The sequence below is a fragment of the Cellvibrio sp. GW822-FHT04B05 genome, from assembly GCF_058800985.1.
Genome location: NZ_JBXAMU010000001.1, coordinates 661,200 through 687,654, shown reverse-complemented (window position 1 = coordinate 687,654; position 26,455 = coordinate 661,200). Strand labels below are relative to the sequence as shown.

The 26,455-nt window shown below is 47.5% G+C and carries 19 protein-coding genes; 13 read left to right on the top strand and 6 right to left on the bottom strand.

What is annotated here, in order from left to right:
- Positions 1-54 precede the first annotated feature (54 nt).
- Positions 55-1,329, top strand: coding sequence for a beta-ketoacyl-ACP synthase II (gene fabF / locus AC1RJL_RS02760; protein WP_492911221.1), 1,275 nt, complete (start codon positions 55-57; stop codon positions 1,327-1,329).
- A gap of 61 nt (positions 1,330-1,390) precedes the next feature.
- Entirely contained in the window at positions 1,391-2,443 is a 1,053-nt protein-coding gene (gene hisC / locus AC1RJL_RS02755) for a histidinol-phosphate transaminase (protein WP_492911220.1), read from the top strand.
- Positions 2,444-2,524: 81 nt separating this feature from the next.
- Here the strand turns inward: hisC and AC1RJL_RS02750 are convergent, their stop codons facing one another.
- Positions 2,525-3,178, bottom strand: a complete 654-nt coding sequence (locus AC1RJL_RS02750) for an STAS domain-containing protein (RefSeq protein ID WP_492911219.1) — start codon at positions 3,176-3,178, stop codon at positions 2,525-2,527.
- A 455-nt stretch (positions 3,179-3,633) separates the two neighbouring features.
- Between AC1RJL_RS02750 and AC1RJL_RS02745 the strand changes: the two genes are divergently transcribed.
- A complete protein-coding gene (locus AC1RJL_RS02745; protein ID WP_492911218.1) occupies positions 3,634-5,952 on the top strand; it encodes a putative bifunctional diguanylate cyclase/phosphodiesterase in 2,319 nt (772 codons plus the stop codon).
- Positions 5,953-5,980: 28 nt separating this feature from the next.
- Here AC1RJL_RS02745 and rimK read toward each other — a convergent pair whose 3' ends face one another.
- Both rimK and AC1RJL_RS02735 read right to left on the bottom strand, forming a co-directional pair.
- Entirely contained in the window at positions 5,981-6,886 is a 906-nt protein-coding gene (gene rimK / locus AC1RJL_RS02740; RefSeq protein WP_492911217.1) for a 30S ribosomal protein S6--L-glutamate ligase, read from the bottom strand.
- A 34-nt stretch (positions 6,887-6,920) separates the two neighbouring features.
- Positions 6,921-7,385, bottom strand: a complete 465-nt coding sequence (locus AC1RJL_RS02735) for an ATP-dependent zinc protease family protein (RefSeq protein ID WP_492911216.1) — start codon at positions 7,383-7,385, stop codon at positions 6,921-6,923.
- A 17-nt stretch (positions 7,386-7,402) separates the two neighbouring features.
- On the opposite strand from AC1RJL_RS02735, the gene AC1RJL_RS02730 reads away from it, so the two are divergent.
- On the top strand, positions 7,403-7,849 hold the full coding sequence (locus AC1RJL_RS02730; RefSeq protein ID WP_492911215.1) for a PA3496 family putative envelope integrity protein: 447 nt from the start codon (positions 7,403-7,405) through the stop codon (positions 7,847-7,849).
- Positions 7,850-8,220: 371 nt separating this feature from the next.
- A complete protein-coding gene (locus AC1RJL_RS02725; RefSeq protein ID WP_492911214.1) occupies positions 8,221-9,525 on the top strand; it encodes a GGDEF domain-containing protein in 1,305 nt (434 codons plus the stop codon).
- On the opposite strand, the gene AC1RJL_RS02720 is transcribed toward AC1RJL_RS02725, so the two are convergent.
- Positions 9,512-10,429, bottom strand: coding sequence for a VanZ family protein (locus AC1RJL_RS02720; protein ID WP_492911213.1), 918 nt, complete (start codon positions 10,427-10,429; stop codon positions 9,512-9,514). The genes AC1RJL_RS02725 and AC1RJL_RS02720 overlap by 14 nt on opposite strands.
- 191 nt (positions 10,430-10,620) lie before the next feature.
- Between AC1RJL_RS02720 and AC1RJL_RS02715 the strand changes: the two genes are divergently transcribed.
- On the top strand, positions 10,621-11,391 hold the full coding sequence (locus AC1RJL_RS02715) for a DUF6748 domain-containing protein (protein ID WP_492911212.1): 771 nt from the start codon (positions 10,621-10,623) through the stop codon (positions 11,389-11,391).
- 109 nt (positions 11,392-11,500) lie between these two features.
- On the opposite strand, the gene AC1RJL_RS02710 is transcribed toward AC1RJL_RS02715, so the two are convergent.
- Both AC1RJL_RS02710 and AC1RJL_RS02705 read right to left on the bottom strand, forming a co-directional pair.
- On the bottom strand, positions 11,501-12,868 hold the full coding sequence (locus AC1RJL_RS02710) for a deoxyguanosinetriphosphate triphosphohydrolase (RefSeq protein ID WP_492911211.1): 1,368 nt from the start codon (positions 12,866-12,868) through the stop codon (positions 11,501-11,503).
- Positions 12,869-12,889: 21 nt separating this feature from the next.
- Positions 12,890-14,179 carry a Fic family protein gene (locus tag AC1RJL_RS02705; protein ID WP_492911210.1) on the bottom strand — a complete coding sequence of 430 codons (1,290 nt, stop codon included), beginning with the start codon at positions 14,177-14,179 and terminating at the stop codon, positions 12,890-12,892.
- A 435-nt stretch (positions 14,180-14,614) separates the two neighbouring features.
- Here AC1RJL_RS02705 and atzF point away from each other — a divergent pair, with 435 nt between their 5' ends.
- The 7 genes from atzF (at position 14,615) to urtD (ending at position 26,441) form a co-directional block, all read left to right on the top strand.
- Positions 14,615-16,417 carry an allophanate hydrolase gene (atzF, locus tag AC1RJL_RS02700; RefSeq protein ID WP_492911209.1) on the top strand — a complete coding sequence of 601 codons (1,803 nt, stop codon included), beginning with the start codon at positions 14,615-14,617 and terminating at the stop codon, positions 16,415-16,417.
- A 107-nt stretch (positions 16,418-16,524) separates the two neighbouring features.
- Complete coding sequence (uca, locus tag AC1RJL_RS02695) at positions 16,525-20,145, top strand: urea carboxylase (RefSeq protein WP_492911208.1); 3,621 nt, start codon at positions 16,525-16,527, stop codon at positions 20,143-20,145.
- A gap of 112 nt (positions 20,146-20,257) precedes the next feature.
- Positions 20,258-20,971: a GntR family transcriptional regulator gene (locus AC1RJL_RS02690; RefSeq protein ID WP_492911207.1), complete on the top strand. Its 714-nt coding sequence runs from the start codon at positions 20,258-20,260 to the stop codon at positions 20,969-20,971.
- A gap of 200 nt (positions 20,972-21,171) precedes the next feature.
- Positions 21,172-22,467, top strand: a complete 1,296-nt coding sequence (gene urtA, locus AC1RJL_RS02685) for an urea ABC transporter substrate-binding protein (protein ID WP_492911206.1) — start codon at positions 21,172-21,174, stop codon at positions 22,465-22,467.
- A gap of 177 nt (positions 22,468-22,644) precedes the next feature.
- Entirely contained in the window at positions 22,645-24,327 is a 1,683-nt protein-coding gene (gene urtB / locus AC1RJL_RS02680; protein ID WP_492911205.1) for an urea ABC transporter permease subunit UrtB, read from the top strand.
- A gap of 156 nt (positions 24,328-24,483) precedes the next feature.
- Positions 24,484-25,629 carry an urea ABC transporter permease subunit UrtC gene (urtC, locus tag AC1RJL_RS02675; protein ID WP_492911204.1) on the top strand — a complete coding sequence of 382 codons (1,146 nt, stop codon included), beginning with the start codon at positions 24,484-24,486 and terminating at the stop codon, positions 25,627-25,629.
- Complete coding sequence (gene urtD / locus AC1RJL_RS02670; protein ID WP_492911203.1) at positions 25,629-26,441, top strand: urea ABC transporter ATP-binding protein UrtD; 813 nt, start codon at positions 25,629-25,631, stop codon at positions 26,439-26,441. The genes urtC and urtD overlap by 1 nt, the downstream gene beginning before the upstream one ends.
- Positions 26,442-26,455 lie beyond the last annotated feature (14 nt).

Here is a 26,455-nt window from a genome sequence, read left to right as displayed (position 1 = left end):
CTCATCATATAATTTTATACATTATGATCATCATGTATAAAACCGGAGCAACCAATGAGCGCGCAGACACGTATTGTTATCACCGGCATGGGCATAGCCTCGCCGCTTGGTTGCGGCATCGAACCTGTATGGCAGCGACTGCTGGCGGGGAAATCCGGCCTGCGTCGCTTGCCGGATGAGATGGTCGGGGACTTGCCCGCTAAAGTCGGCGGCGTAATTCCTTCAATCGAAGAAGATGCCGAAGCGGGATTGAATCCGGACATAATCGTCAGCGCCAAAGACCAACGCAAAATGGATCGCTTTATTTTGCTCGCGCTCGCCGCCACCGATGAAGCCCTGCAGCAAGCGCAGTGGCAGCCGGCAACGAACGAACAGCAAGAGCGCACAGCGACGGTTATCGCCTCGGGTGTCGGTGGCTTTCCGGCGATTGCCGATGCCGTACGCACCGCTGATGAACGCGGCACGCGCAAATTATCGCCCTTCACCATTCCCTCGTTCCTGGTCAATCTCGCGGCAGGACATGCCTCGATTAAATACGGTTTTAAAGGCCCCTTGGGGGCTCCCGTGACTGCCTGCGCCGCGGGAGTACAGGCGATTGGCGATGCAGCGCGGATGATCCGCGCAGGCGAGGTCGATATTGCAATTTGTGGCGGTGCCGAAGCGTGTATCCACACTGTGAGCCTCGGCGGTTTTGCGGCGGCGCGAGCTTTATCATCCAGTTTTAATGATGAACCGATCCGAGCATCGCGCCCGTTTGATCGCGACCGCGATGGTTTTGTGATGGGTGAAGGTGCGGGGATTTTGGTGATTGAATCGCTCAACCATGCGCTCGCTCGCGGCGCACAACCGATTGCCGAAATTGTCGGCTACGGCACCAGTGCCGATGCTTATCATTTGACATCAGGACCAGAGGACGGTGACGGGGCAAAACGCGCGATGGAACTCGCCATCAAACAAGCCGGCATAAAACCCGAGCAAATTCAGCACCTGAATGCCCACGCAACCTCAACTCCGGTTGGCGACAAAGGTGAACTTGCGGCAATCAAGCGAGTGTTTGGCAATGAAGGGAAAGTCGCTGTCACTTCGACCAAATCCGCCACCGGCCATTTACTCGGTGCCGCCGGTGGTATTGAGACAATTTTTACCGCACTGGCATTGCGCGACCAAATCATCCCGCCAACATTAAATCTGGAAAATCCCGATGAAGCGGCAACAGGCGTGGATATCGTCAACGGCGAAGCACGTCCCACCGCTATTGAGTACGCCATTTCCAATGGCTTTGGATTTGGCGGAGTCAACGCAAGTATTTTGTTAAAACGCTGGGTGTGAGCCGCGCGCCTCAACGCGTATACTGCGCATTCTTTTTTGCTGCAACAGTTGAGGAGCAAGCATGTCGAAGTTTTGGAGTCAGGTGGTGCGTGAACTGGAGCCTTATGTGCCCGGTGAGCAGCCGCAAATAGAGGGTTTAATCAAGTTGAACACTAACGAGAGCCCCTACCCGCCCTCGCCGAAAGTGATCGACCTGATGACCCATGACGCCATCGACCGCTTGCGTCTCTATCCCGACCCCAACTCCAAAAAACTGAAAAACACTATCGCCGGATATTACGGAGTGACAGCGGAACAAGTGTTTGTCGGCAATGGCTCAGATGAAGTCCTGGGGCTATTATTTATGGCATTTTTCCAACAGGCAAAACCTTTGCTGTTCCCCGATATCAGCTACAGTTTTTATCCGGTTTACTGCAAATTATTCGGCATCAAGGCGCAAACTATTCCGCTGCGCGATGACTACACCATTAATTTCGCGGATTACGCGCGCGCCAATGGCGGCATTATTTTTCCCAACCCCAACGCACCTACGGCGATTGGAATACCGCTGGCGGAAATTGAAACCTTGTTGCAAAGCAACACTGAATCCGTTGTTGTGGTCGATGAAGCTTACGTGGATTTTGGTGCGCAAACGGCGATCAAGTTAGTCGATAAATATCCCAACCTTTTGGTGGTGCAAACACTGTCCAAATCCCGCTCACTTGCGGGCATGCGCGTTGGTTTTGCGGTCGGCCACAAAGACTTGATTGATGCGTTGGATCGGGTTAAAAACTCATTCAATTCTTACCCTCTGGATCGACTGGCTGAAGCGGCAACTGTTGTTGCATTTGAAGATGATGTCTATTTCAAAAGCTGTCGCGATAAAATTATCGCCACGCGCGAGTGGACTGTAAACGAATTGGAAAAACTCGGCTTTAATATATTGCCATCGCAAGCGAACTTTGTGTTCGCCGAACCCGTCGGTAAAAACGCAGCCGAGGTTGCGCAGTATCTGCGTGATCACAACATTCTGGTGCGCTATTTTAATAAACCGCGCATCAATCAATTCCTGCGTATTACCATCGGCACCGATGAGCAAATGCAAGCAATGATCAATGCACTAAAAGCCTTGTAATTTGCATTAAAGAACAGCCAATAAAAAAGCCCGGAAATTCGGGCTTTTCTATTGATGCTCCACTCGTATCCAACGCAGGCGTTATTTCACGTCGGAGATTTGGGTATTCTCGATCACAAAATATTTATCCATGCCGCTCCACTGCAACAGCTGGGCGACATCTTTATTGCAATTACACAATTTGATCGCGTCCCGCGCTGAGCCTTTGCGCTCTTTAAATAGCAATAACATTCCCAATCCGGTCAAACTTAACGCCGGTGTTTCATTAAGATTAAATTCAAATTCTTTGATGTTGGCCGCTTGGGGATCATTCAATAAACGTGTCCACTCTTTGCGTAAATCGTTATCAATATTGCCATGCACACTCACGCGCAAGCCGCGACCATTATTAATCGATACCCAATCCATACTGGCAGAATCAGAAAAGGTAATCGCATTGGAAGCAGTAGCTTTTTTCGGTTGGGCGTTTTTTGCCGAATGATGGTTTTTGCTGCCTGGCTTAATGGGCACCTGCCCTTTGGGCATAGAAACGGAAGCTCTGGCGACAACTTCGGCAGGCCTGGGTGGGGATTTATCGTCCCAGCCCTTGGGGACTACATCATCCCAACTGCTTTCCACTTTGCCATCACCAACGACGTCATCAATCACACGACCACTCATCCGCTTGCTACGCGCCAGCTCGTCATCGGCGCGAACAACTTTGCGTTCACCCACGAAAGGAACATAATGGCGCATTTAAGGCTCCTGACTATTATGATTGATAGTTAATGTGATTTTAGTTCAGCGCCCGACAAAAGCGAGTGCTAGCCCCTTTAAACTCAAGCCCCTGAGCAGTGCGCGCGTTTTTTTTACTCATGCTTATGAAAACATATTATTGGCACACATTTCATCTTTTGACCACAATGCCGCCCCATTTGGGAATTTTGGAAACATAAAGGTATCGGCCATGGTTAACGTCCCCGCCAGTTTTTGAGATCTACGCAGTTTCCCTGTTTAATTATCATAAAAAGAATCGCCAATAAGCTTTTTTGTTGTAAAGTGCTGATTCGATGTAGAAATTTGGGAAATGCAGGCCCCGGAAGAGTGGCCAGAGAGTAGGTTTTTAGTGATAGTGGTCCACCGCCGTTAATGGGGAAGACTCCGAGGTAAGGTGCACTAAATGGCGAGACGATTACCCAAATTGAGCGATTATGCAAAACAGTGAAGCGGGGCAGTCCAAGAATACTGCCATAGAATTAATCAAAAGGTTCCAGCAACTTTTTACCGATTTAAATCATAAACAAATTGCCGAGCGGCTGGTGAAATTGGTTATTGCCAAGAAGACCATCAGCCGCGCGGTGTTAATTGTTGAACGCGACAGCCATCTTTATGTAGAGGCCATTGCTTCCTCCGGTTCCGACGAACCTATCGTCAACGGCGTTGCCACCTCGCTCAGCCGACTGAATTATTTACCACACCACTATATCCATCAGGTTTTCGATTCAGGCCGCGCCTGTACGCTTGACCAGCAGACAATTAGCAAACTCGGTGCACTCTTTATCCAGAAAGGCACCCACTCCTGTTTTTTACATCCCATTCAGGAGAAAAACAAAACTATCGCCGTGTTTTACATGGAGTCTGCCCAGGAATTGCCGCTGCTACAAAAAGCCGTGAGCGAGCTGGATACCGTCTGGACGTTTAGTTCACTGTTGGTGCGACAAGTTATCGATATGTGGCACCACGAGGAGCAGGCCGAACGCTTCCGCCTTGCCGAACAAGCACTTTGGGCCAGCGAAACTTACCTCAATGCAATCTTGCGTTATTCCCCGGCGTTAATCTCGGTTAAAGATTTGGATGGCAATGTCGTTCTTGCCAGTGAACACTTCAAGCAAATGGCGAATATCGACGAGTCGGGATTTGTCGGTAAAAACGTGTTTGATGTCTACCCCAAAGACGTTGCCCAATCAATGTGGGAAATTGATGCCGCTGCCAAAACCAAACAGCAGACCTATGAGGTTGAGCTGGATTTAATGCACAAAGATGGCAGCCAACACACCTATTTGATGGTGAAGTTTCCGCTGCGCAGTAAAGAAAATAATGTGTTTGGTGTGTGTACCATCGGTACCGATATTTCCGAGCGCAAACTCGCGGAAAACGCCTTGCGTGAACAACAATCGCGCCTTAATTACATGGCCTTCCACGATTCGCTTACTTCACTGCCCAACCGCTCGCTTTTTTACGACCGCATCTATCACGGCCTTGCACGCGCGCGTCGTGCCAATTCCAAAGTAGCGTTGATGCTGCTCGATATCGACCGCTTTAAAAATATCAATGACAGCCTCGGTCACGACGCCGGTGATATTTTATTGAAAGCCATCGCCATGCGCCTCAACGAAGGTGTGCGCGATATGGATACAGTGGCGCGGTTGGGCGGCGATGAATTTGTGGTGGTGCTTGAAGGCATTCACGATCTCGATGACGTCGTGTTCGTAGCCAATAAATTGCTCACTACGCTTTCGCGCCCGATGGAAATTAGCGGCCATAATATCACCACCACTGTCAGTATCGGCGTCAGCCTTTTCCCGGAGGATGGCGCAGACACCGATGAACTGCTGAAAAATGCCGATATTGCCATGTACAAGGCGAAAGAAGCCGGCAAAAACAATTGCCAGTTTTACACCAAAGGCATGAATGCGACTGCGGTAAATTATTTGCTGCTGGAAAACGATTTGCGCCGCGCGGTAGAGCAACAACAACTGGTGCTGTACTACCAGCCGCAAGTAGATTTAAAAACCGGCGAGATGATGGGTGTGGAAGCCCTGGTGCGCTGGCAGCATCCTGACCGCGGCCTGGTATCACCCGCGCACTTTATTCCCCTGGCAGAAGAGACAGGTTTGATTGTGCCGATTGGCGAGTGGGTGCTGCGCGAAGCTTGTCGCCAACAGAAGTTGTGGCTGGATGCCGGCAAGTTTGTGGGCAAGATTGCGGTGAACTTGTCACCGCGCCAATTCCGCCAGAAAAACTTCCCCGGCAAAGTAGAAGCAATCCTCAACGAGACGGGTCTGGAAGCAAAATACCTGGAACTGGAAATCACCGAGAGCTGCGCCATGGAGCACGCCGGTGAAACTATCAACCAGCTTAACCAATTGAACCAGATGGGTATGTTCCTCGCCATCGACGACTTTGGTACCGGCTATTCATCGCTCGCGTATTTGCAGCGCTTCCCGATCCAGAAACTCAAGATCGACCGCAGCTTTATCAACGATATCCATGATGATGACAACGATGCAGCTATCGCCAAATCGATCATTGGCCTCGCGCACAATATGCAGATGCGGGTAGTCGCAGAAGGAGTCGAAACCGAAGGGCAAGCTGAATGGCTGCGGGATAAGGGTTGCGATCAGGCGCAGGGGTTCCTCTACGCCAAACCTATGACTGCCAAGCAGTTGGAGAACCACTTCCGCAATGGCCGGTTCTATTTTGACGGCACCGTCATTAATCTGGAGCCGCATTTGAAATTGGGGGCCTAAGCGCCCCCCTTGTTAATCCGCCCTGCAATCAACCTTTGCCGCGAGTCTTATTGGCGTTGGGGCGCGCATTCTCTTCCACAAACTCTACAATCGCATCGGCGATATCCTTATGGGTCGCACCTTCGATTCCTTCCAATCCGGGAGATGAATTCACCTCCATCACCAAGGGTCCACGGCTGGAGCGCAACAGATCTACACCAGCAACTTGCAGCCCCATGGTCTGCGCCGCTTTGATTGCTGTGCGCCGTTCATTGGGCGTCAGCTTGGTCACCTTGGCGGTGCCACCGCGATGCAGGTTGGAGCGGAATTCGCCCTCCTGCGCGGTGCGCTGCATAGCTGCAACCACTTTCTCGCCGATCACAAAACAACGTACGTCGCTGCCATTGGCTTCTTTAATAAATTCCTGCACCAAAAATTCGGCACGCAATACCCGGAACGCCTCGATCACACTCTCCGCCGCCTTCTGGGTTTCCGCGAGAATAATGCCGCGCCCCTGGGTGCCCTCACACAACTTCAACACGACTGGCGGGCCACCAACCAGTTTGATCAACTCTTTGGCGTCATGCACGTTGTAGGCGAAACTGGTTTTAGGCAGACCTATGCCTTTGCGCGATAGCAACTGTAACGCGCGCAATTTATCGCGTGAACGCCCCAGGGCGATAGACTCTGTCAAGCAGTAAACGCCCATCATTTCAAACTGGCGAATCACTGCCAGACCGTAGTGGGTGACCGATGCACCGATACGCGGAATTACCGCATCAAAATCCTCCAACTGCTCACCCATATACCAAATAGCCGGGCTGGCAGAGGCGATATCGATATAACATTTAAGGATGTCGATAACCCGTACTTCATGGCCGCGCTTGCTGCATGCTTCCACCAGACGACGGGTGGAATAGAGGCGACGATTGCGCGACAGAATAGCGATTTTCATAAAAAATCCGGTTGGATAAAGGAAATTATGTTGGTTACATTGATGCCATGGCTGGCTGGTTTTTGTTGCCGCCCAGTAAAAAGGATTTGCTGCTGTCGACCCAAAACCCCTGCTTGAGGGCGCTGCGGCCAAGCAGCATCCGGAAACGCATGTTTTCCCGGTCAGTCAACGTTACCTCGATAGTCATGCTAATCCCATTGATGAGAATGCAAGTTTCGATCACCACACGCTCTTCCGAATGGCCACCGGAGTCCGTCACCATGCGTACATCCTTCACCGGGGTTTCGCACTCTATGCAGGTCAGGCTGTCTTTTTGCAATGGATGCAGGCCAAACTTTACCCACGGCTTGCCATCTTTCTCAAAAGGCGTAACGTAATACGCGTGGAGCGCGCTGGTTTTAGCGCCAGTATCGACTTTGGCCTTGATCGCGGGAATACCCAAATCTGGCAGCCCCACCCACTCACGCCATCCGATCACTTCAGGTTGTTTTTTTGTCACTGTCTGGAGTCCTCGTTTTGTTGAACCTGCAACTTGAATTTGTCGACCTTGGCCCTGAACTGGAGTACAAAGCGCGATCCACTGGACAGGCGCGCTTTGTACTCCAGTTCAGGGCCAAGGTAAAAAGAAAAATTTTATCGGTGTGCGACGATTTTTCTTTTTTTTTTAAATGGGCTATGGTAAATAGCGCGGGTCAAATTCGCCCCTTTGGGGAAAACGACGCCACACCCTCTCTCTGTCAATGTTGGAGTAGTCTTATGTCAGTTGATGTAGAGTCACAAGATACTGATCTGATGAGTGATGTTAGCATCGAAACCGATGATGAAGAGGCAACGCCAAAGCTAACGGGCAAAGAAGCCAGCCAGCACACTTTGGAAATGCGCCGCAAAATCGAAGATCGATTGGAACGTCGCCGTATTAAAGATCAACTGGGATACGACGACCTTTCCGATCTGGATTTTTAATTTAAAAAGTCGTCCCGGTAATTTGAAAAATCATCCCGGTAACAAACCTGAATATCAGGTATTCGGCCAATACCCACAACAATATTGTTAGCCGCCAGAGTACCGGCGGCTGATTTTTCCTCATTTTTGCCCACCGTTTCATAACTTTACCAATCCTCGGCTACCACGCTATTGCTGTACCAACAATTAGCTTCTATGATCAGTTCCAGTCGCTTGGATGAACATAATTATTAACTACTTTTCAGGCAAACACTCCAGGGCGGGTTTTCGACACAACACCCGGAATCCCCCAAGATCGCAATCCCATAAACACAGCGAAAATAAGAATAGTTGTTGGATGCAAAATGTATCCGCCGCTGGAGCCCAGATGTATGCAACAAACACCTCCCAACCATTTGTATTTTGAAATTATCCTTGGCCTGCTGGTCATCCTCACTATTTTTGCGATAGCCGGGGAAGAGCAAATCCTCGAAAAGCATTTGGTGATCAATCAAAACTCCGGCCTCGCACTGAATACTTACGATGACCGGGAAAGCGGCGGAACCTCCAGTATTCATCTGGAAGATGAAAAGAATATGCGCTGGCATTGTATATTGCGCGATAGCTACTCCTACCCCTACTGCGGCTTTGAAGTGCTGTTCGATAAAGAGCGCACCAACGGCATTGACTTGGGACACTACAACAAAATTCGTCTCTGGCTGGATTACAATGGCCCCAGCCAAACCGTGCGCATTTCGCTGCGCAACTTCGATCCGCTTTACAGCAAAAAAGAAATCCTGCAAAGCACAAAATACAATCAGATTGAATTTAATGTCAGCCTGCTAAATGGTGTGGCGGAATTTTCGCTTAAGGATTTTTTTGTCGCCAACTGGTGGGTATTGGAAAATAAAATTCCGCCGCAATTAAGCCATCCGCAGTTTGACAATATCACTATTTTTGAAGTGCAAACCGGCTCGGGAAAACCGCTGGGCAAACATCAATTCCGTTTACACCGGGTTGAATTTATCGGCCAGGCGTTAAGCACCGCCGATTGGTATCTCGCTATTATGGTGGCGTGGCTCGGCATTATTCTATGCTTCCTTGCCTATCGCATTATCAAACTAAAAGATGAGGTGGTGATTCAACGCAAACGCGAATCGGAACTGATTGAAATTAATGAAGTTCTGGATATGCGCAGTAAAGCGTTGGAATTGCAGGCCAAAACCGATCCACTTACCGGTGCGTTTAATCGCCTTGGCATTGAAGAGGCCATTAGCTTAGGTTTACAAGAATGGTTCCAATATCGCAAACCGTTGTCGCTGGTGATGATTGATATCGACCATTTCAAACAAGTGAATGATCAACATGGTCATGATATTGGCGATCTGGTATTAAGTAATCTTTCCAACATGGTGCAACAACACACGCGCACCCAGGATTTATTTGCCCGCTGGGGTGGAGAAGAGTTTGTATTAGTGTGCCGCGATACCGATCTTGAAAGTGCGCGTGCTATTGCCGATAAACTGCGCGAGCTTATCGCCAACCAAACCCTGCATAAAAATATTACGATTACGGCCAGCTTTGGTGTCGCCACGTTAAAAACCAATGAAAATCTGGAGCAGCTTTTTAAAGCAGCTGACACAGCGCTTTATGAGGCAAAAACATCCGGACGCAATCGCGTTGTTACTGCAGCCTGACATTATCCCAATAAAACTTGCGCGGCTTGGATAGCTGTACTGCATACACAGTAATATTACTGATTTCATCCATCAGCATAGTCCTGCCGCGTGGCGCCGTGCGAACATCCCCCAAACTAATCGCCAACTGGTTCCAGCCCGGCATTAACACGATAGAACGATTAAATCGGTCATCAAACTGATTGGCTCCACGATCGTGTTGCAAATCAGAAATCCTGATAACTAAAGCCAAAGGTTCATTATCCGGATTATAAAAATCCATCACCATCGACGCATAACTTTCCCAGTCGCCATAGGGTCTCAAAAGACTTATTCCCGCATATTTGTCGATGCTCAATTCAACCTGCAAAGACAAATTGCCATGCGTATGAAGCACTGGACTTTGAACCGCCTTTACCTGCGCCTTATTGAGTTGCAGCTGCTGTAACTCGTAATGGGATTCGAAGCTATTGATGCGCGGAAATTGGTAGCGCATTACAAGATTTGCGATACCCGAATCAACAACCAGCCACAACGCGGGTGCTATAAACAATAAACTGATAACGCGCAGTATCCATATCTGCCTGGTGGGTTTTTGCCCCCAAAATAGCCCTATCCAAACGCCAAATAAATTATGCAAAACATCATCGACACTGGCACTACGTCCAACAAACTGTTGAATAAACTCGATTGAGCATCCCAGTAAAACCGCAATCAAGGTCACGAGCAACCACTGCCGCCAATATGGCAATGGTTTAAACGCCTGAATCAATAGCATCACTACAGCAAAAAAAATAATATGGCCGAAATTCCAGATGTTTTGTAGCACAAGCGACGAAAACATATCGGGACCACCGATAAAAAAGAACGGCACCACGATCAACACCAGCAGCCCGGACAACCAGGAAGGCAAACTTGCTTTCAAAGAAAACTCCATCACAAAATGATCAAACAAAAACAATTTATTACAAAACGCTGGCGCGCCGTTTGGCAATCGCTAATGACTAACAACTAACAAGGTTTAGTATAAGGATTGCACTCGCTGGTACAGGGATGCATTCACCTCTATATGCTTACCACATAGATTCTTCATATCTAATAACAGGACTTACTATTATGAACAACATAATTTCTTTCACTCGCTCCACTCTAACAGGCTGCGCGATATTACTGGCATTCTGCACAGGTTTATTTAGCCTGAGCGCCCAGGCGCAAACCATTATCAGCCCTGAGCCAACTGGCACTACTTACATCGTCAAACCTGATTATCGCAAATGCGCATTTCCATTGTGTGGCGGCTGGTTTTTAACACCGGTTAACCAATATTCATTACATCTTGAAACAGAAGACGAAGCCTATCAAAACGCTGCATTATTGCCCAACAGCATTTATGTGTCCTACATTAATTACAAGCGTCTCGGTTTAACCAAAGAGCAAATCGCAGAACTTGAAAGTGCGATTCGCAGTGAACAAGCATTACTGCGCGGCACGGTGGTCAATTCTCCGGCCTCAGGCAAAATTATTACACGTACCAAAACATTGACTGTAAATGGAGCTTGGGTAGGCGCTAATAAGAATATCGCCGTTGGTCCTTATCTAAAAATCTCCAGCACCGGAATTGTATGCATTACCACACCCTGCCCTTACTTCAGCGCCGCATTGATTAACAGCGATTACAACAGCCAGTTCCATGACCTGTCACTGGAAAAAGCGGCATTGGATCGCGAGCAGGAAGCACAAGCCTGGCAAGCCATTTCTACTAATGGTTTAGTGATAACAGGCACTACCTATGTCACCACCGGCTTTGATGAAACCGGAGCAGAACCTGGCAAAGGGGTGGGCATAGCAGCTACCAAAGTATTTTTTGCCTTTCCTGCTAAAAAATAATCCATAAAATAAAAATCCCCGCCTCAATTTGAAGCGGGGACTTTTAAACCATCGATTTATTAAGATTGCATAGAATTAACACAGCAACATCAATATCCAGAAGAATAAATTAATATTGTGAATAACCCATTCCATTAAATTGCTTGGCAAGATTAGTCGCATAGTTATCGGTCATACCGCTGATGTAATCGATCACGGCCATCAACGCCATATATTTATAGTTGTCTTCGCGCTTGCTCACTGCAGGGTGGAAATTATTTTCGCCGATTAATGCCATCACACGATTATCTTTGTAAGTCATTTGCGCTACATCACCAAGCGAAGCATAGACTGCCGAACAAATAGTATTAAGCAAGGTTCCTATTACGGTGTAAGCACCAATTTCCAATTCAACCCGACGCGAATGATTAAAAATTTTACGCTTGGCTAAATCCTTTGCCGCTTGCACTGCATTTTTTACCTTAGGATCACAGAGGGAAATCAAATCGCCCTGCACTTCGCCGCGCAAAAAAGCATCCTGATATTTAATAAATGCCGCTGTACCTGCATTGATGAATGCGTCAATAACTTTACCTCGCACCAGGGCGGGCTTGCGCCCATCATTCACTTTTTTTAGCAACCGCTCCAATTCAGGTAATTGTGCAGAGTCTGCAATTACCGGATGCAGCAATTCATAAATTTCGCTCCAGTTTAGAATCCCCATTTCCAAACCATCTTCAAGATCAATAATGCCATAACAAAAATCGTCCGCCGCTTCCATTAAATACACCAGCGGATGGCGGCAATACCAATTATTGCCCAACTCAATCAAACCGGTTTTTTGTGCGATCTCATGAAAGTGATCCAACTCCGATTGGAAGATTCCATACTTATTATCTTTGGGTCGATTACCCAACACGGTTGGCGATGAAGTCCAGGGATATTTAATCGAAGACGCCAGTGTTGCATAAGTCAAACGCATGCCATCGTGAAACTGGTGATACTCCGATGTAGTCAGCACGCGCAAGCCCTGCGCATTACCTTCAAACACACGGATATCATCTTGCTCAGACGGTGATAAATCTTTTAAAAATTCCGCACCTTCTTTTTGAAACCAGTTACGAATGGCATCTTCACCGGTATGACCAAATGGAGGGTTGCCAATATCGTGTGCCAAACAAGTGGCCTGAACTATATCGCCAATATCAGTCGGCCAAATATGCACAGGCAAATCACCTTTATCTTTCAGCGCCTGCCCCACGCGAATCCCCAAGGTGCGGCCAACGCATGCCACTTCCAAACTGTGCGTCATGCGATTATGGATATGATCGTTCGTCGCGAGCGGATGCACTTGCGTTTTGCGCGCAAGGCGACGAAATGCACCGGAGAAAATAATTTTGTCGTGATCCGAATGGAAAGGCGAGCGCCCTTCCTCGTGTTTTGCCGTGCGCTTACCCAACCGGTCAGCACAGAGCAATTGGTTCCAATTCATGGTCATATATAAATCCCTAACAGTTTTTTAGGAAATCCAGTTTTTCTGAATATCTTGTTTATCACACAATGAATAAATCCATTCCTTACCGTCTTTTTGTTTGTCAAAAAAATTGAGATCGACCAAGCCATTTAAGACGGCTGCAGCGGTGTTATAAGAACAGCTCAATTTCTCTTCAATATATCTCGCAGTAAAAATTGTATTCGGGCTGCTCTTTGCAACTTGAAAAACAATCTTTTGTTTTTCGCTAAGTTTTCCATAAATGCCCGAATTAAATAGCCACTTATTAAAAGATTCAATATTATCAACAGTTTTTTGACAGTGTGATTTAAACGCAGCAACAGCACGCATAATCACAGAGCATTGATACTCGATAAAATAGGTCATATCCATTTCGTCAGTTTCTGTATACAAATAAGACTTACCATACTGCGTAGCAGCTTCTTTCAACAAATTGCTAATTGATATGTAGCGGAACGCACCGTAATCCTTTTTAAACATAAACCAATAAAACAATGCGCGTGCAACTCTACCATTCCCATCATTGAACGGATGCTCATAGCCTATTGCAAAATGAACACAAATAGCCTTTATCAGTGAATGGATATAACTTTGACTTTCTATTTCATCATGATCGGTATTCATCCAGTCGCATAGTGATTGCAAACGGTTGTCAAGTCCAACAGCTGGAGGTGGTTGATGTACGATATTTCCATCTCGATCTTCAACAACCACATTGTCAGTCAACCGAAAAACACCGGGAGCGTACTTTTCATTATCTATGCCTGCTACACCAATAGAATGTAACTCTCTTATTAGATCAGTAGTTAAAGGTAATGACCGTTTATCCCATATAAACTGCATCATTTTAAAATTGCCAGCAATCATTCTTTCGTCAATGCTGCGCGGTTCACGTTTTCTCTTGATCATATCTTTTGCAATCAAGGTGGTTGTAGCCGAACCTTCCAATTGACTACTACTGATGGGCTCATCTTCAAATAGGTCTTCCAGCACATAGGAGAGGTTCTGCTCCTCACCTATTTTTCTATTTGCCCATTCCAAAGCAGCGGTAGTAGTAGATTGATCGACCAAGGTTTTGGTTTTTTGAATAAGTGAAGTTTCAATATATTTACAAACACTCTTTTGGTCACCTAAGCCAATCAAATACTGCGATTCTTTAAACCTTCGCGCATCCTTAGTCAAAGCCCAAGCTAAATCTACCTTCAGATGTTTTGGCACCCGATGACGGAATTCATCAAAGTGAAGGTATCGGCCTTTGTCATCTACCGGATGCCAGAAAGCTAAATAATCCATCATGTCAGGCTCATGATTTTCACTAACATATAGCCAAGGATTATTTGGTAACTTATGCGGAGGAGGCCGCTTGATCATTTCAATTCATCTCAAAAACTAAAAATATTGAGATGAACTATAGTGGAAATACTTTCATATCTCAATATTCATGAAAATTGAGATATGAAAACGAGAACTACCCGCACCAAGTTAGCCCGTCAGAAGAATTTAGACGCACACATTCAGCGCATAAAACTTCCCCCAAAGCCTCATCCAAATCCCGCTTAACCTTATTTTCTTACGTCATTTAACTCATTGAATAAAAAGGATTTTATGCATTCCATTTAACTGTGCTGGGCACGCAAATTTCTGTTGGCATAGTTTCTGCTGAATACAAACTTGTATCCAAGATTGTATTTAAGCCCAAGGTTATTTTAAGAACGGTATGCAGGAACGATAATGACGCAGTCGCCAGATTTTGTAACAACCGGTTGGACCATCAACGAATGGTTGAACGCTTATCGCAGCAAAGGACTGACCGCGCGTAATGTATTGCAATTATTGCGCGCGCAACTTAAAGCAGATGATACCGCCTGGATGTATATCGTCTCTGCCGCTGAATTGGATGCGCAATTAGATGCACTGGAAATCCTGGGCGATTCAGTCAGCCTTCCGCTTTACGGTGTGCCTTTCGCAGTGAAAGACAATATCGATGTTGCAGGTATTCCCACTACCGCCGCGTGCCCTGCATTCACTTACATACCCGAAGCCGATGCCACCGCAATAGCGCGGCTCAAACAAGCCGGAGCAATTGTGCTCGGCAAAACCAATCTCGACCAATTTGCCACTGGCTTGGTCGGTACACGTTCACCCTACGGTGCCGTGCCCAATTCATTTAAAGCAGATTACGTTTCCGGCGGTTCCAGCTCCGGCTCCGCCACCACAGTCGCGCAAGGGCTAATACCGTTTAGCTTGGGAACGGACACCGCCGGTTCTGGCCGCGTACCTGCCGGCTTCAACAATATTGTTGGATTAAAACCCACTAAAGGTCGCTTCAGCACCAAAGGTGTTGTGCCGGCATGCCGCAGCCTGGATTGCATTTCGATTTTTGCGCTCACCGTTGATGATGCAGAAACAGTTGCAACTGTAATGGAAGGATTTGATGCGGCCGACGGTTATTCACGCATTGCACCTGCCGCCGCGAATTATTTCTCTAACAAGCCACGTTTTGGTATTCCCTCTGCGCCGGATTGGTTTGGTGATGCACAAGCCGAAGCTGCCTGGTTGGAAACATTGGAAAACATTTCTGCCTTCGGTGCCGAATTAGTCACTATTGATTTCACTCCAATGTTTACGCTCGCGCAATTATTGTATGGCGGCCCATGGGTTGCAGAACGCCACGCCGCTATCGCCGATTTTATGCAAGATCATGCCGATGATATGAATGATATTGTGCGAGGTATTATTGAAAAGGCAGTTCATTTTTCTGCAACAGATGCGTATCGCGCTGAATATCGCCGTGCCGATCTTGCACGTGAAATCAAAACATTAATGAGCAATGTTGATGCACTGTTGGTTCCCACTTCACCGCGTCATCCAAGCATTGCCGAAGTCGCAGCTGATCCTATTGGTATTAATAGCCAACTCGGCACCTATACCAATTTTGTCAACCTCGCCGATTGCTCTGCGCTCGCATTACCCGCTGCTATGCGCGCCGATGGCTTGCCATTTGGTATCACCTTAATCGCCCCAGCATGGCAAGACGCAGCACTCGCAGCATTCGGAAAAAAATGGCACAGCAGCGTGCATTTGCCGCTTGGTGCAACCAACAAACCGACACCGGCATTAACGATTAAAAACACGCCGCCGCAAGGTTATGTTCGCTTGGCAGTTGTTGGTGCCCATTTGACCGGCATGCCACTCAATGTGCAGTTGCAAGAGCGCAATGCACTTTTTGTTGAGAGCACCTACACCGCAAACAATTACCGTTTAGTTGCCTTACCGAATACCACGCCACCAAAACCTGGTTTGATTCGCTCAGCAGAAGGAGCAGAAATTATTGTGGAATTGTGGGATGTGCCAGTGCAGCACTTCGGCAGTTTTGTCGCACTGATTCCCGCTCCACTCGGTATGGGTACTTTGAGTTTGCACGATGGACGCGAAGTAAAAGGTTTTATTTGCGAGGGCGCAGCTGTGAATGGCGCAACCGATATTACGCATTTAGGTGGATGGCGGGCTTATATAAAGTCGCTGCAAAGATGATGCGTAGGTTGGGCAGCCATGCCCAACAAAAACAACAAATGTTAATCCTGAGTGTTGGGCATGGCTGCCCAACCTACGCAAACCAGAATTACAGCCGGAGAAGAATCATGTTAAAGACCGTACTTATTGCCAACCGTGGGGAAATCGCGGTGCGCATTGCCAAGACCCTGAAAAAAATGGGCATCGAATCGGTTGCAGTTTATTCCGATGCAGATCGCAATTCAGCGCATGTCACTGCCTGTGATAAAGCAATTTGCCTTGGTGGTAATACGGCCGCAGAAAGTTATTTGAAGGCAGATTTAATCCTCGCTGCCGCAAAGGAAACCGGCGCGCAAGCAATTATTCCCGGTTACGGATTCCTCTCGGAAAACGCCAAATTTTGCGAGCAGTGTGAAGCAGAAGGTATCGCGTTTTGCGGTCCTACTCCTGCACAAATTCGCGAATTCGGTTTGAAGCACACTTCACGTGAAATTGCCGAAAAAGCCGGAGTGCCGCTTACTCCCGGAACCGGCTTATTGAGTTCGGTTGATGAAGCAGTCACATCCGCAGCCGAACTCGGTTATCCGGTCATGTTAAAAAGCACTGCCGGTGGTGGTGGCATAGGTTTAACACGTTGCAACAACGAAGCTGAATTAATCGCTGCGTATGAAAGCGTAAAACGTTTAGGGCAAAACTTTTTCAGCGATAGCGGTGTATTTCTCGAACGTTTTGTCGATAACGCACGTCACGTTGAAGTACAAATTTTTGGCGATGGCAATGGCAATGTACTTGCACTGGGCGAGCGCGATTGTTCACTGCAACGCCGCAACCAAAAAGTAGTAGAAGAAACGCCCGCACCAAATTTACCGGCTGCCACACGCGATAAATTATTAGCTGCCTCAAAAAGTTTGGGTGAAGCAGTCAATTATCGCTCGGCGGGAACCATTGAATATATCTACGATGGCGCACGCGATGCTTTTTACTTTTTAGAAGTAAACACCCGTTTGCAAGTTGAACATCCCATCACTGAAGCTTGCACCGGTGTAGATTTGGTCGAGTGGATGATTCTTACCGCCGCTGGCACGCCGCCGAAACTGGATATCGATATCACTCCAAAAGGCGCCGCCATCGAAGTGCGTTTGTATGCCGAAGATCCGGTGCGCGATTTCCAACCGTCACCGGGGGTATTGACTGATGTGGTATTTTCAGAATCTGCACGTATCGACACCTGGGTTTCAACCGGCACTGAAGTATCACCTTATTACGATCCAATGATCGCGAAAATTATTGTGTACGGCAAAGATCGCGCTGATGCAATTAGTAAAATGAGTACAGCACTGAATGAAACCCGTGCAGCAGGTATTGCGACCAATCTGGATTATTTGCGCCAGATTATAAACTCGGATTTTTTTGGCAGCGGCGATGTTGCCACCAACAAATTAGCCGGTTTTGAATATCAAGCGCCGGTGGTTGAAGTATTACATCCCGGCACCTATACCAGCGTGCAGGATTATCCCGGTCGCGTCGGTTTGTGGAGCATTGGTGTTCCACCTTCAGGTCCAATGGATGACTATGCGTTTCGTTTGGCTAACCGCATCGTCGGCAATCATGAAAGCGCTGCCGCGCTTGAATACACTATTATCGGACCGAAATTAAAATTCCATCGCGACGCAACTATTGCACTCACCGGTGCTACATCACCGGCAAAAATCGATGGCGAATTAATTCCTTTCTGGCAACCGGTAGCCATTAAAGCCGGACAAATTCTTGAAATTGGAAAAGCCGATCAAGGTTGTCGCGGTTACCTTGCCGTACGCAACGGTTTTGATGTGCCGGTTTATTTAGGCAGTCGCTCTACATTTGCACTGGGTCAATTTGGTGGCCATGCCGGTCGCACATTGCGCGCAACGGATATGTTACCGATTAGTAATCCGGCAATTGTCGCTTGCACGACTCCGGCCCCGGTTTATGACGCGGCAGCTGCACCCGCTGAATTGATTCCTACCTATCCTAATGAATGGGAAATCGGTGTGCTTTACGGCCCACACGGCGCGCCGGATTTTTTCAAAGCCGAAGCGATTGACATGTTTTTCTCCACAGCGTGGGAAGTGCATTACAATTCCAACCGTTTAGGCATCCGCTTGAACGGACCAAAACCAACCTGGACTCGCAGCGATGGCGGCGAAGCCGGTTTGCATCCATCCAATATTCACGATACTGAATACGCAATTGGCTCAATTAATTTCACCGGCGATATGCCCGTGATCCTCACCAAAGACGGCCCCAGCCTCGGCGGATTTGTTTGCCCGGTGACCATCGTAAAAGCTGAATTATGGAAAGTAGGCCAGGTAAAACCCGGCGATAAAATTCGCTTTAAACGTTTGAGTTTTGATACAGCCCTGGCGCTGGAGTTGTCGATTGATCGCGCGATTGAAAACCTGAGTGTACAGCCGGCTGTCCTGCCTATCCCGATTGTTAAACCGGAAAATACGATTTCCGAATGTATCCTTGCTGCACTTCTACCACAGGGCAACCGTCCATTGGTGAGTTATCGCCAGGCGGGTGATAAATATATTTTATTGGAGTACGGCGACAACATTCTTGAATTGAGTTTGCGTCTGCGTGTGTATGCATTGATGGAAGCATTAAAAGCATCACCGATTGAAGGTGTAATTGAATTATCACCCGGGGTGCGCTCACTGCAAATTAATTACGACAGCCGCGTTATTCACCAACAGCAATTAATCAATCAGTTATTGGTCATCGAAGAAACACTGGGCGATGCTCGCAACACCAAAGTGCCCAGCCGTATTGTGCATCTGCCGATGGCATTTGAAGATTCAGCAACGTTGGATGCAGTTGCCCGCTACCGCCAATCCGTGCGCGACACCGCGCCATGGCTGCCAAGCAACACCGAATTTATGCGTCGCATTAACGGCCTGGATTCAGTTGATCAAGTCAAACAAATTCTATTTGAAACCAGCTACATGGTGTTAGGTTTGGGTGATGTATATCTCGGTGCACCTTGCGCAGTACCGGTTGATCCACGCCATCGTTTACTCACGTCCAAATACAATCCGGCACGCACTTACACCGCTGAAGGCACTGTGGGAATCGGCGGCGTCTACATGTGTATTTACGGTATGGATTCTCCAGGCGGCTACCAATTGGTCGGTCGCACATTACCTATCTGGAATAAATTCCTGAAAAACCCGGTATTCAAAGATGGCGAGCCATGGCTGCTGAAATTCTTTGATCGCGTGCGTTATTACGAAGTTACCGAAGAAGAACTCACTGCACAACGCGAAGCATTCCGCGAAGGCCGTTTGAGCCTGCGCATTGAAGAAGATTATTTCAGTCTCGCGGAGCACGAACAATTCCTGCAAGACAACGCCGCCAGCATTGCCGAATTTAAAACCAAACAACAAGCCGCTTTCACCAAAGAAGTTGCGCTGTGGCAAGCCGACGAAGAAAAACAAGTCGATGCTGCATTGCAAGTCAAAGTATCGACTGGTCCGATTGAAGTGGATGGTCATCCAATCACTGCCGATATCAGCGGCAATATTTGGAAATTATTGGTTGAGCCAGGCCAATTGGTAGAAATCGACCAACCGTTATTAATTGTTGAGGCGATGAAAATGGAGTTTTCTGTCTATGCAGATCGCGCAGCAAAAGTCAGCGCAGTGCACTGCGCGCCCGGCAAGCAGGTGAATGCGGGGGATTTGTTGCTGGTGCTTGAGGAAAATTAAAACACGGACGTAGGTTGGTGGTGAGCGGAGCGAACCCCAACATGACAATATTCAACATTAACGCGTTGATTGTGTTGGGGTTCGTTCCTCACCACCAACCTACGGTAAAAAAATGAAATTAATCAAAAACGACAAAAGCAAAAAGAAAACCGATGAACCGCGCACCAATTTAACGGAGCGCATTTATCAAACGATCAAAGACGATATTTTTTCATTCCGTTTATTGCCAGGCGACAGGTTCAGTGAAAACGAAATTGCCGAACGTGTGGCGGCCAGCAGGACGCCGGTACGCGAAGCACTGGCGCGGTTACAGAGAGAAGGTTTTGTCGATGTTTCTTTTCGCAGCGGCTGGCAAGTAAAGCCGTTTGATTTTAAACAATTTGAGCAGCTTTACGATGTGCGCATCGTACTCGAATTGGCAGCAGTAAAAAGATTGTGTGAGATAGAGCCGGCACCGGCGCTGGAAGATTTAAAACGTATCTGGTTAGTAAAACCGGAAGATCGTTTGGAAGACGGCCCAAGTGTGTGTGCACTGGACGAGCGCTTTCATGAACAATTGATTGAGGCCACCGGCAATATGGAAATGGCACGTATTCATCATGATATTACCGAGCGGTTGCGAATTATTCGCCGCATTGACTTTACCCAGCGAAACCGCATCGAAGCGACCTATGATGAACACGCAAAAATATTGCGCACGATTATGGAACGACGCGCCGAGGACGTTAAAAGTTATTTAAAAACGCACATTGAGGCCAGCAAAGCAGAGGTGCGCAAAATTACGCTGCACATGCTCTACGAAGCCCAACAGCAGAATCCGGATTAATTCATAAGCCTTGAATTGTTTTTTTAAAACCAGAGTGACAACACAACACATACATGAAGCACATGCGCTGTGATTAAGGAAGAAAAACCTGTCACCCACTATTAGCGTTAAAGGTGTTACCGAAAAAAATGGGAGCTTATAAGAAACTAGCATCCCGCACCAAACCACTGAGTCATTAATACCATCCAGGAGAAAGACCCATGAAGCTGAAGAAAATAGCAAAACATGTCGGGGCACTCGGTATCGCCTGCGGCTTGACTATCGCCTCGTTTAGCGCAGCTGCCGCTGACACTATCAAAGTGGGTGTACTTCACTCACTGTCCGGCACTATGGCGATTTCAGAAACTACTCTGAAAGATACCATGTTGATGTTGATTGAAGAGCAAAACAAAAAAGGCGGTTTGCTCGGTAAAAAACTCGAAGCCGTCGTTGTTGACCCGGCTTCTAACTGGCCATTGTTTGCGGAAAAAACCCGTGAGCTGTTAACCAAAGACAAAGTTGCAGCAATCTTCGGTTGCTGGACCTCGGTTTCACGTAAGTCAGTATTACCGGTTATTGAAGAATTAAACGGTGTACTCTTTTATCCAGTGCAATACGAAGGTGAAGAATCTTCACGCAACGTGTTCTACACCGGTGCCGCACCAAACCAACAAGCTATTCCCGCTGTTGATTACCTTATGAAAGAAATGAAAGTGAAGCGTTGGGTATTGGCCGGTACCGACTATGTATACCCACGCACCACCAACAAAATTCTTGAAGCGTATTTAAAATCAAAAGGCGTTAAGCAAGAAGACATCATGATCAACTACACCCCATTCGGTCATTCCGATTGGCAAAACATTGTATCTGATATCAAACGCTTTGGTTCAGCCGGTAAAAAAACTGCTGTGGTTTCTACCATCAATGGCGATGCCAACGTTCCTTTCTATCGTGAACTCGGCAACCAAAAAGTCACTGCTGAAGATATTCCGGTTGTTGCTTTCTCTGTAGGTGAAGAAGAACTGTCCGGTATCGATACCAAACCATTGGTTGGTCACCTCGCTGCATGGAATTATTTCATGAGCGAAGACAATCCTGCTAACGCGGCGTTCATTAAGCAATGGAAAGCCTTTATCAAAAACCCGAAGCGGGTAACCAACGACCCAATGGAAGCACACTACATTGGCTTCAACATGTGGGTTAAAGCAGTTGAGAAAGCAGGCACTACTGATACTGACAAAGTAGTTGATGCAATCATCGGTGTTGAAGCGCCTAACCTGACTGGCGGCATAAGCAAAATGTTGCCGAACCACCACATCACCAAACCAGTATTGATTGGCGAAATTCAAGCTGATGGCCAGTTCCTCACTGTATCCCAAACTGATGGTTTGGTTCCAGGTGATGCATGGTCTGACTACCTCGAAGGTTCAAAAGATCTGGAATCAGATTGGATTAAATTGAAGTGCGGTAACTACAACACCAAAACCAAAAAATGTTTAGGTGCTGCAGCGCAGTAATGTTAAAAACCTTTCCTCCCGGGTTGTATCCGGGAGGAACTGAAAAATATAAACCTTGTTGTCGAAGAAAATGAGTAAGAGAACACTGTAACAACTAACACTCGTACAAATTAAAAGCTTCACATAAAAACTAAAAATTCTGACCTATATTTTATTTGCTTTAACAGAGACAAGACTATGCGAAACCTACCAAAGCTGCTTGGCACATGGCTAGTGCAATTGATACTGCTATTATCAATTTGCTTTTCAGCAACGGTTTTTTCGCAAGAGACCGATTTTTCAGATCAGACCGGCCAATTCCAGGAAAGCGCTCCTGAAAAGATTTCAGCAACGCAACCCGAATTCGACACCCTCGTCAAAGCCCTCACCCAAGGTAGCTTGCCCAAGCGCGCGCAAACAGCCAAAAAATTGGCCAAGCTTAACGACGAGCGTGTAACCTATATTTTTGCTGCGCTACAACAAGGCTCACTCTACGCCACCAAGGATGATGATCCACTAGTTGCCATTGCCGGCAGTGGCAACACATTTACTAATGCGATCAGCGGCGAACAAATTACCACTGCAACCGATGAACTCAAGCGCGTCCCCATCAACAATACGATGCGAACCCAATTGCGCACCTTGTTGGCCGCCTTAAATCTGAATGACAAAAATGCCACCGTGCGTTTGGATGCAGTCAATCGCATGATCGCCGATGGCGTTGATGAAGATATTATCGTTCTATTACAAGAGCGGCAAAAAACAGAACCCGATGAAGATGTGCGTATTGCGATTACCGCAGCAGTAGCATTAATGAATTTACAAAGCAGTGAAGTGCAAGTTCGTTTGGATGCAGTGCAGATTCTGCGTGGCAGCTTGCAACAGGAAGTACGTACCGCATTAACGGGTGTGGCCGAAAATGACGCTGATGAAAAAGTAAAACTGCAAGCCAAACTGGCATTGGATTCTATTGAAGATCGTATTGCCGCTTTCCGTTTGGCGGAAAATATTTTCTTCGGCCTGAGTCTGGGTTCAGTATTGCTACTGTCAGCCATCGGCCTTTCGATCACCTTCGGTGTAATGGGCGTCATTAATATGGCCCACGGTGAACTCATGATGATCGGCGCCTATGTCACCTGGGTGGTACAACAATTATTTCCCAACCAAATTGCCTACAGTTTGATGATCGCCATTCCCACTGCCTTTATCGTCGCCGGTCTGGTAGGCATCGCCATTGAACGCGGCGTGATTCGCTTTTTGTATGGTAGGCCACTGGAAACACTGCTCGCCACATTTGGTATCAGTTTGATTTTGCAGCAAGCGGCGCGCAGTATTTTTTCTCCGCTCAACCGCGCAGTAGAGTTACCAGAGTGGATGAGCGGATCGTTAGTAATTAATCCGGTTTTCTCAATCACCTACAACCGCTTATATATTTTTATCTTCGGTCTCCTGGTGTTTTTTGCCCTACTCGCCATCCTAAAAAAAACCACACTCGGATTAAAGGTCCGCGCTGTTTCGCAAAACCGTGCTATGGCACGCGCAGTCGGCGTGCGCGCCAGCTGGGTGGATGCGATGACCTTTGGTTTAGGTTCGGGTATCGCCGGTATCGCTGGTGTTGCGCTCTCACAACTCACCAACGTCGGTCCCAACCTTGGGCAAGCTTACATTATCGATTCCTTTATGGTGGTGGTATTTGGTGGTGTCGGTAATCTGTGGGGCACGCTGGTTGGCGCAATGGGGCTCGGCATTATCAATAAATTTTTGGAGCCGTATGCCGGCGCGGTGCTCGCAAAAGTTTTGGTGCTGGTTTTGTTGATTTTATTTATCCAGAAGCGACCGAAGGGAATTTTTCCACAGAAGGGTCGAGCTGCTGCGGATTAATTGCTCACGTAGGTTGGCGGTGAGGAACGAACCCCAACACTAAAAATTAACAGAACGTACATTATTTAATTTTGGTTGTTCGGAAATATGGCCATGTTGGGGTTCGCAAGCTCACCACCAACCTACAACAGAAAGACTTGATAAAGAGAGAATCAAATGTTAACCCAACGTTTATTACTCAGTGATCGCGGCGGCATGATTGTGCTGGGATTGGTACTGCTCGCCATGGTACTGGTGCCGATATGCAATATCCTGATCCCGGAAAGTTCAGCGCTGCACATTTCGACTTTCACGGTCACGCTGCTGGGAAAATTTTTGTGTTACGCATTACTGGCACTGGCAGTTGATTTAATTTGGGGCTACTGCGGAATTTTGTCGCTTGGTCACGGCGCATTTTTCGCACTTGGCGGTTATGCAATGGGCATGTACCTGATGCGCCAAATTGGCCCACGGGGTCAATACGGTGATCCATTACTGCCCGACTTTATGGTGTTCCTGAATTGGAAAGAATTGCCCTGGTACTGGCAGGGATTTGATATGTTTTGGTTCGCGATATTGATGGTGATTATTATTCCCGGTTTGCTCGCATTTGTTTTTGGCTGGCTGGCTTTCCGCTCCCGCGTAACCGGTGTGTATTTTTCAATTATCACCCAGGCATTGACCTACGCATTGCTGCTCGCATTTTTCCGTAATGAAATGGGTTTTGGTGGCAATAATGGTTTGACCGATTTTAAAGATATCCTCGGTTTCCCTATTGCTGCTAACGGTACACGCATCTCGTTGTTTTTAGCATCGGGCTTTATGTTGATCATTGCTTACATTGCCTGCCGCTACATTGTGACTTCACGTATGGGAAAAATTATTGTCTCCATCCGCGATGCAGAGAGCCGTACGCGTTTTTGCGGTTACAAGGTAGAGAGTTATAAACTTTGGCTATTTGTTTTTTCTGCAGTGCTGGCGGGAATAGCCGGTGCGCTCTACGTGCCGCAAGTCGGCATTATTAACCCCGGCGAATTTTCGCCACTTAATTCGATTGAACTGGTTGTCTGGGTGGCGACGGGTGGCCGCGGTACTTTGTTCGGTGCAATTGTCGGCGCTTTTACTGTCAACTACGGCAAGACTGTTTTCACTTCTTACTCGCCGGAAACCTGGTTGTTTGCACTGGGCGCGCTGTTTGTGATTGTGACGCTGGTGCTACCGAAAGGCTTGGTAGGTTTGTTTAATCGCAATAAAAAAGCTGCCATTAAAAAAGAGGCGAGCAACACCACCGAAAGTACCCTTGCCACCAAGGAGCCAGTGTAATGAATATTTTTGCCCGCGACCGCCGCAGCATTGGACAAAAAGATCCTAATTTCGGTGCGCCACTGGATACTACGCACGGTCCAATCTTATATGTGGAGGGCATTACCGTAAGCTTTGATGGCTTCCGCGCGCTTAACAATTTGAATTTGTATATTGATGAAGGCGAATTGCGCTGCATTATCGGCCCGAATGGTGCCGGCAAAACCACCATGATGGATGTCATCACCGGTAAAACCAAACCCGATGGAGGCAGTGTTTATTTCGGCCAACAGATTAATTTGCTGGAGCTGTCCGAACATCAAATCGCACGCGGCGGTATTGGCCGCAAGTTCCAAAAGCCCACCATTTTTGAAGCACTGAGCGTTTACGAAAACCTGGAACTGGCAACAGCGGCTGACAAACGCGTATGGTGGACACTCACCAAAAAATTAAACAGCGCGCAGCTGTATCGCATTGATGAAGTGCTGATCCAAATTGGTTTGACAGAGCACAGATACAAAAACGCCGGCTCACTCTCCCACGGGCAAAAACAGTGGCTGGAGATCGGCATGCTGCTGATGCAAAACCCACGCGTGCTGTTGGTAGATGAACCCGTCGCCGGCATGACCGGTGAAGAGACAGAAAAAACTGCGGAGTTATTGCTATCACTCGCAGGCGAACATTCAGTAATTGTAGTGGAACACGATATGAAATTCGTCCGTTCGATTGCGCGCAAGGTAACCGTATTGCATCAAGGCTCGGTATTAACCGAGGGTACTATGGATCAAGTACAAAATGATCCAAAAGTGATTGAGGTTTATCTGGGCGAGTAGCTCTAAGTGAATAA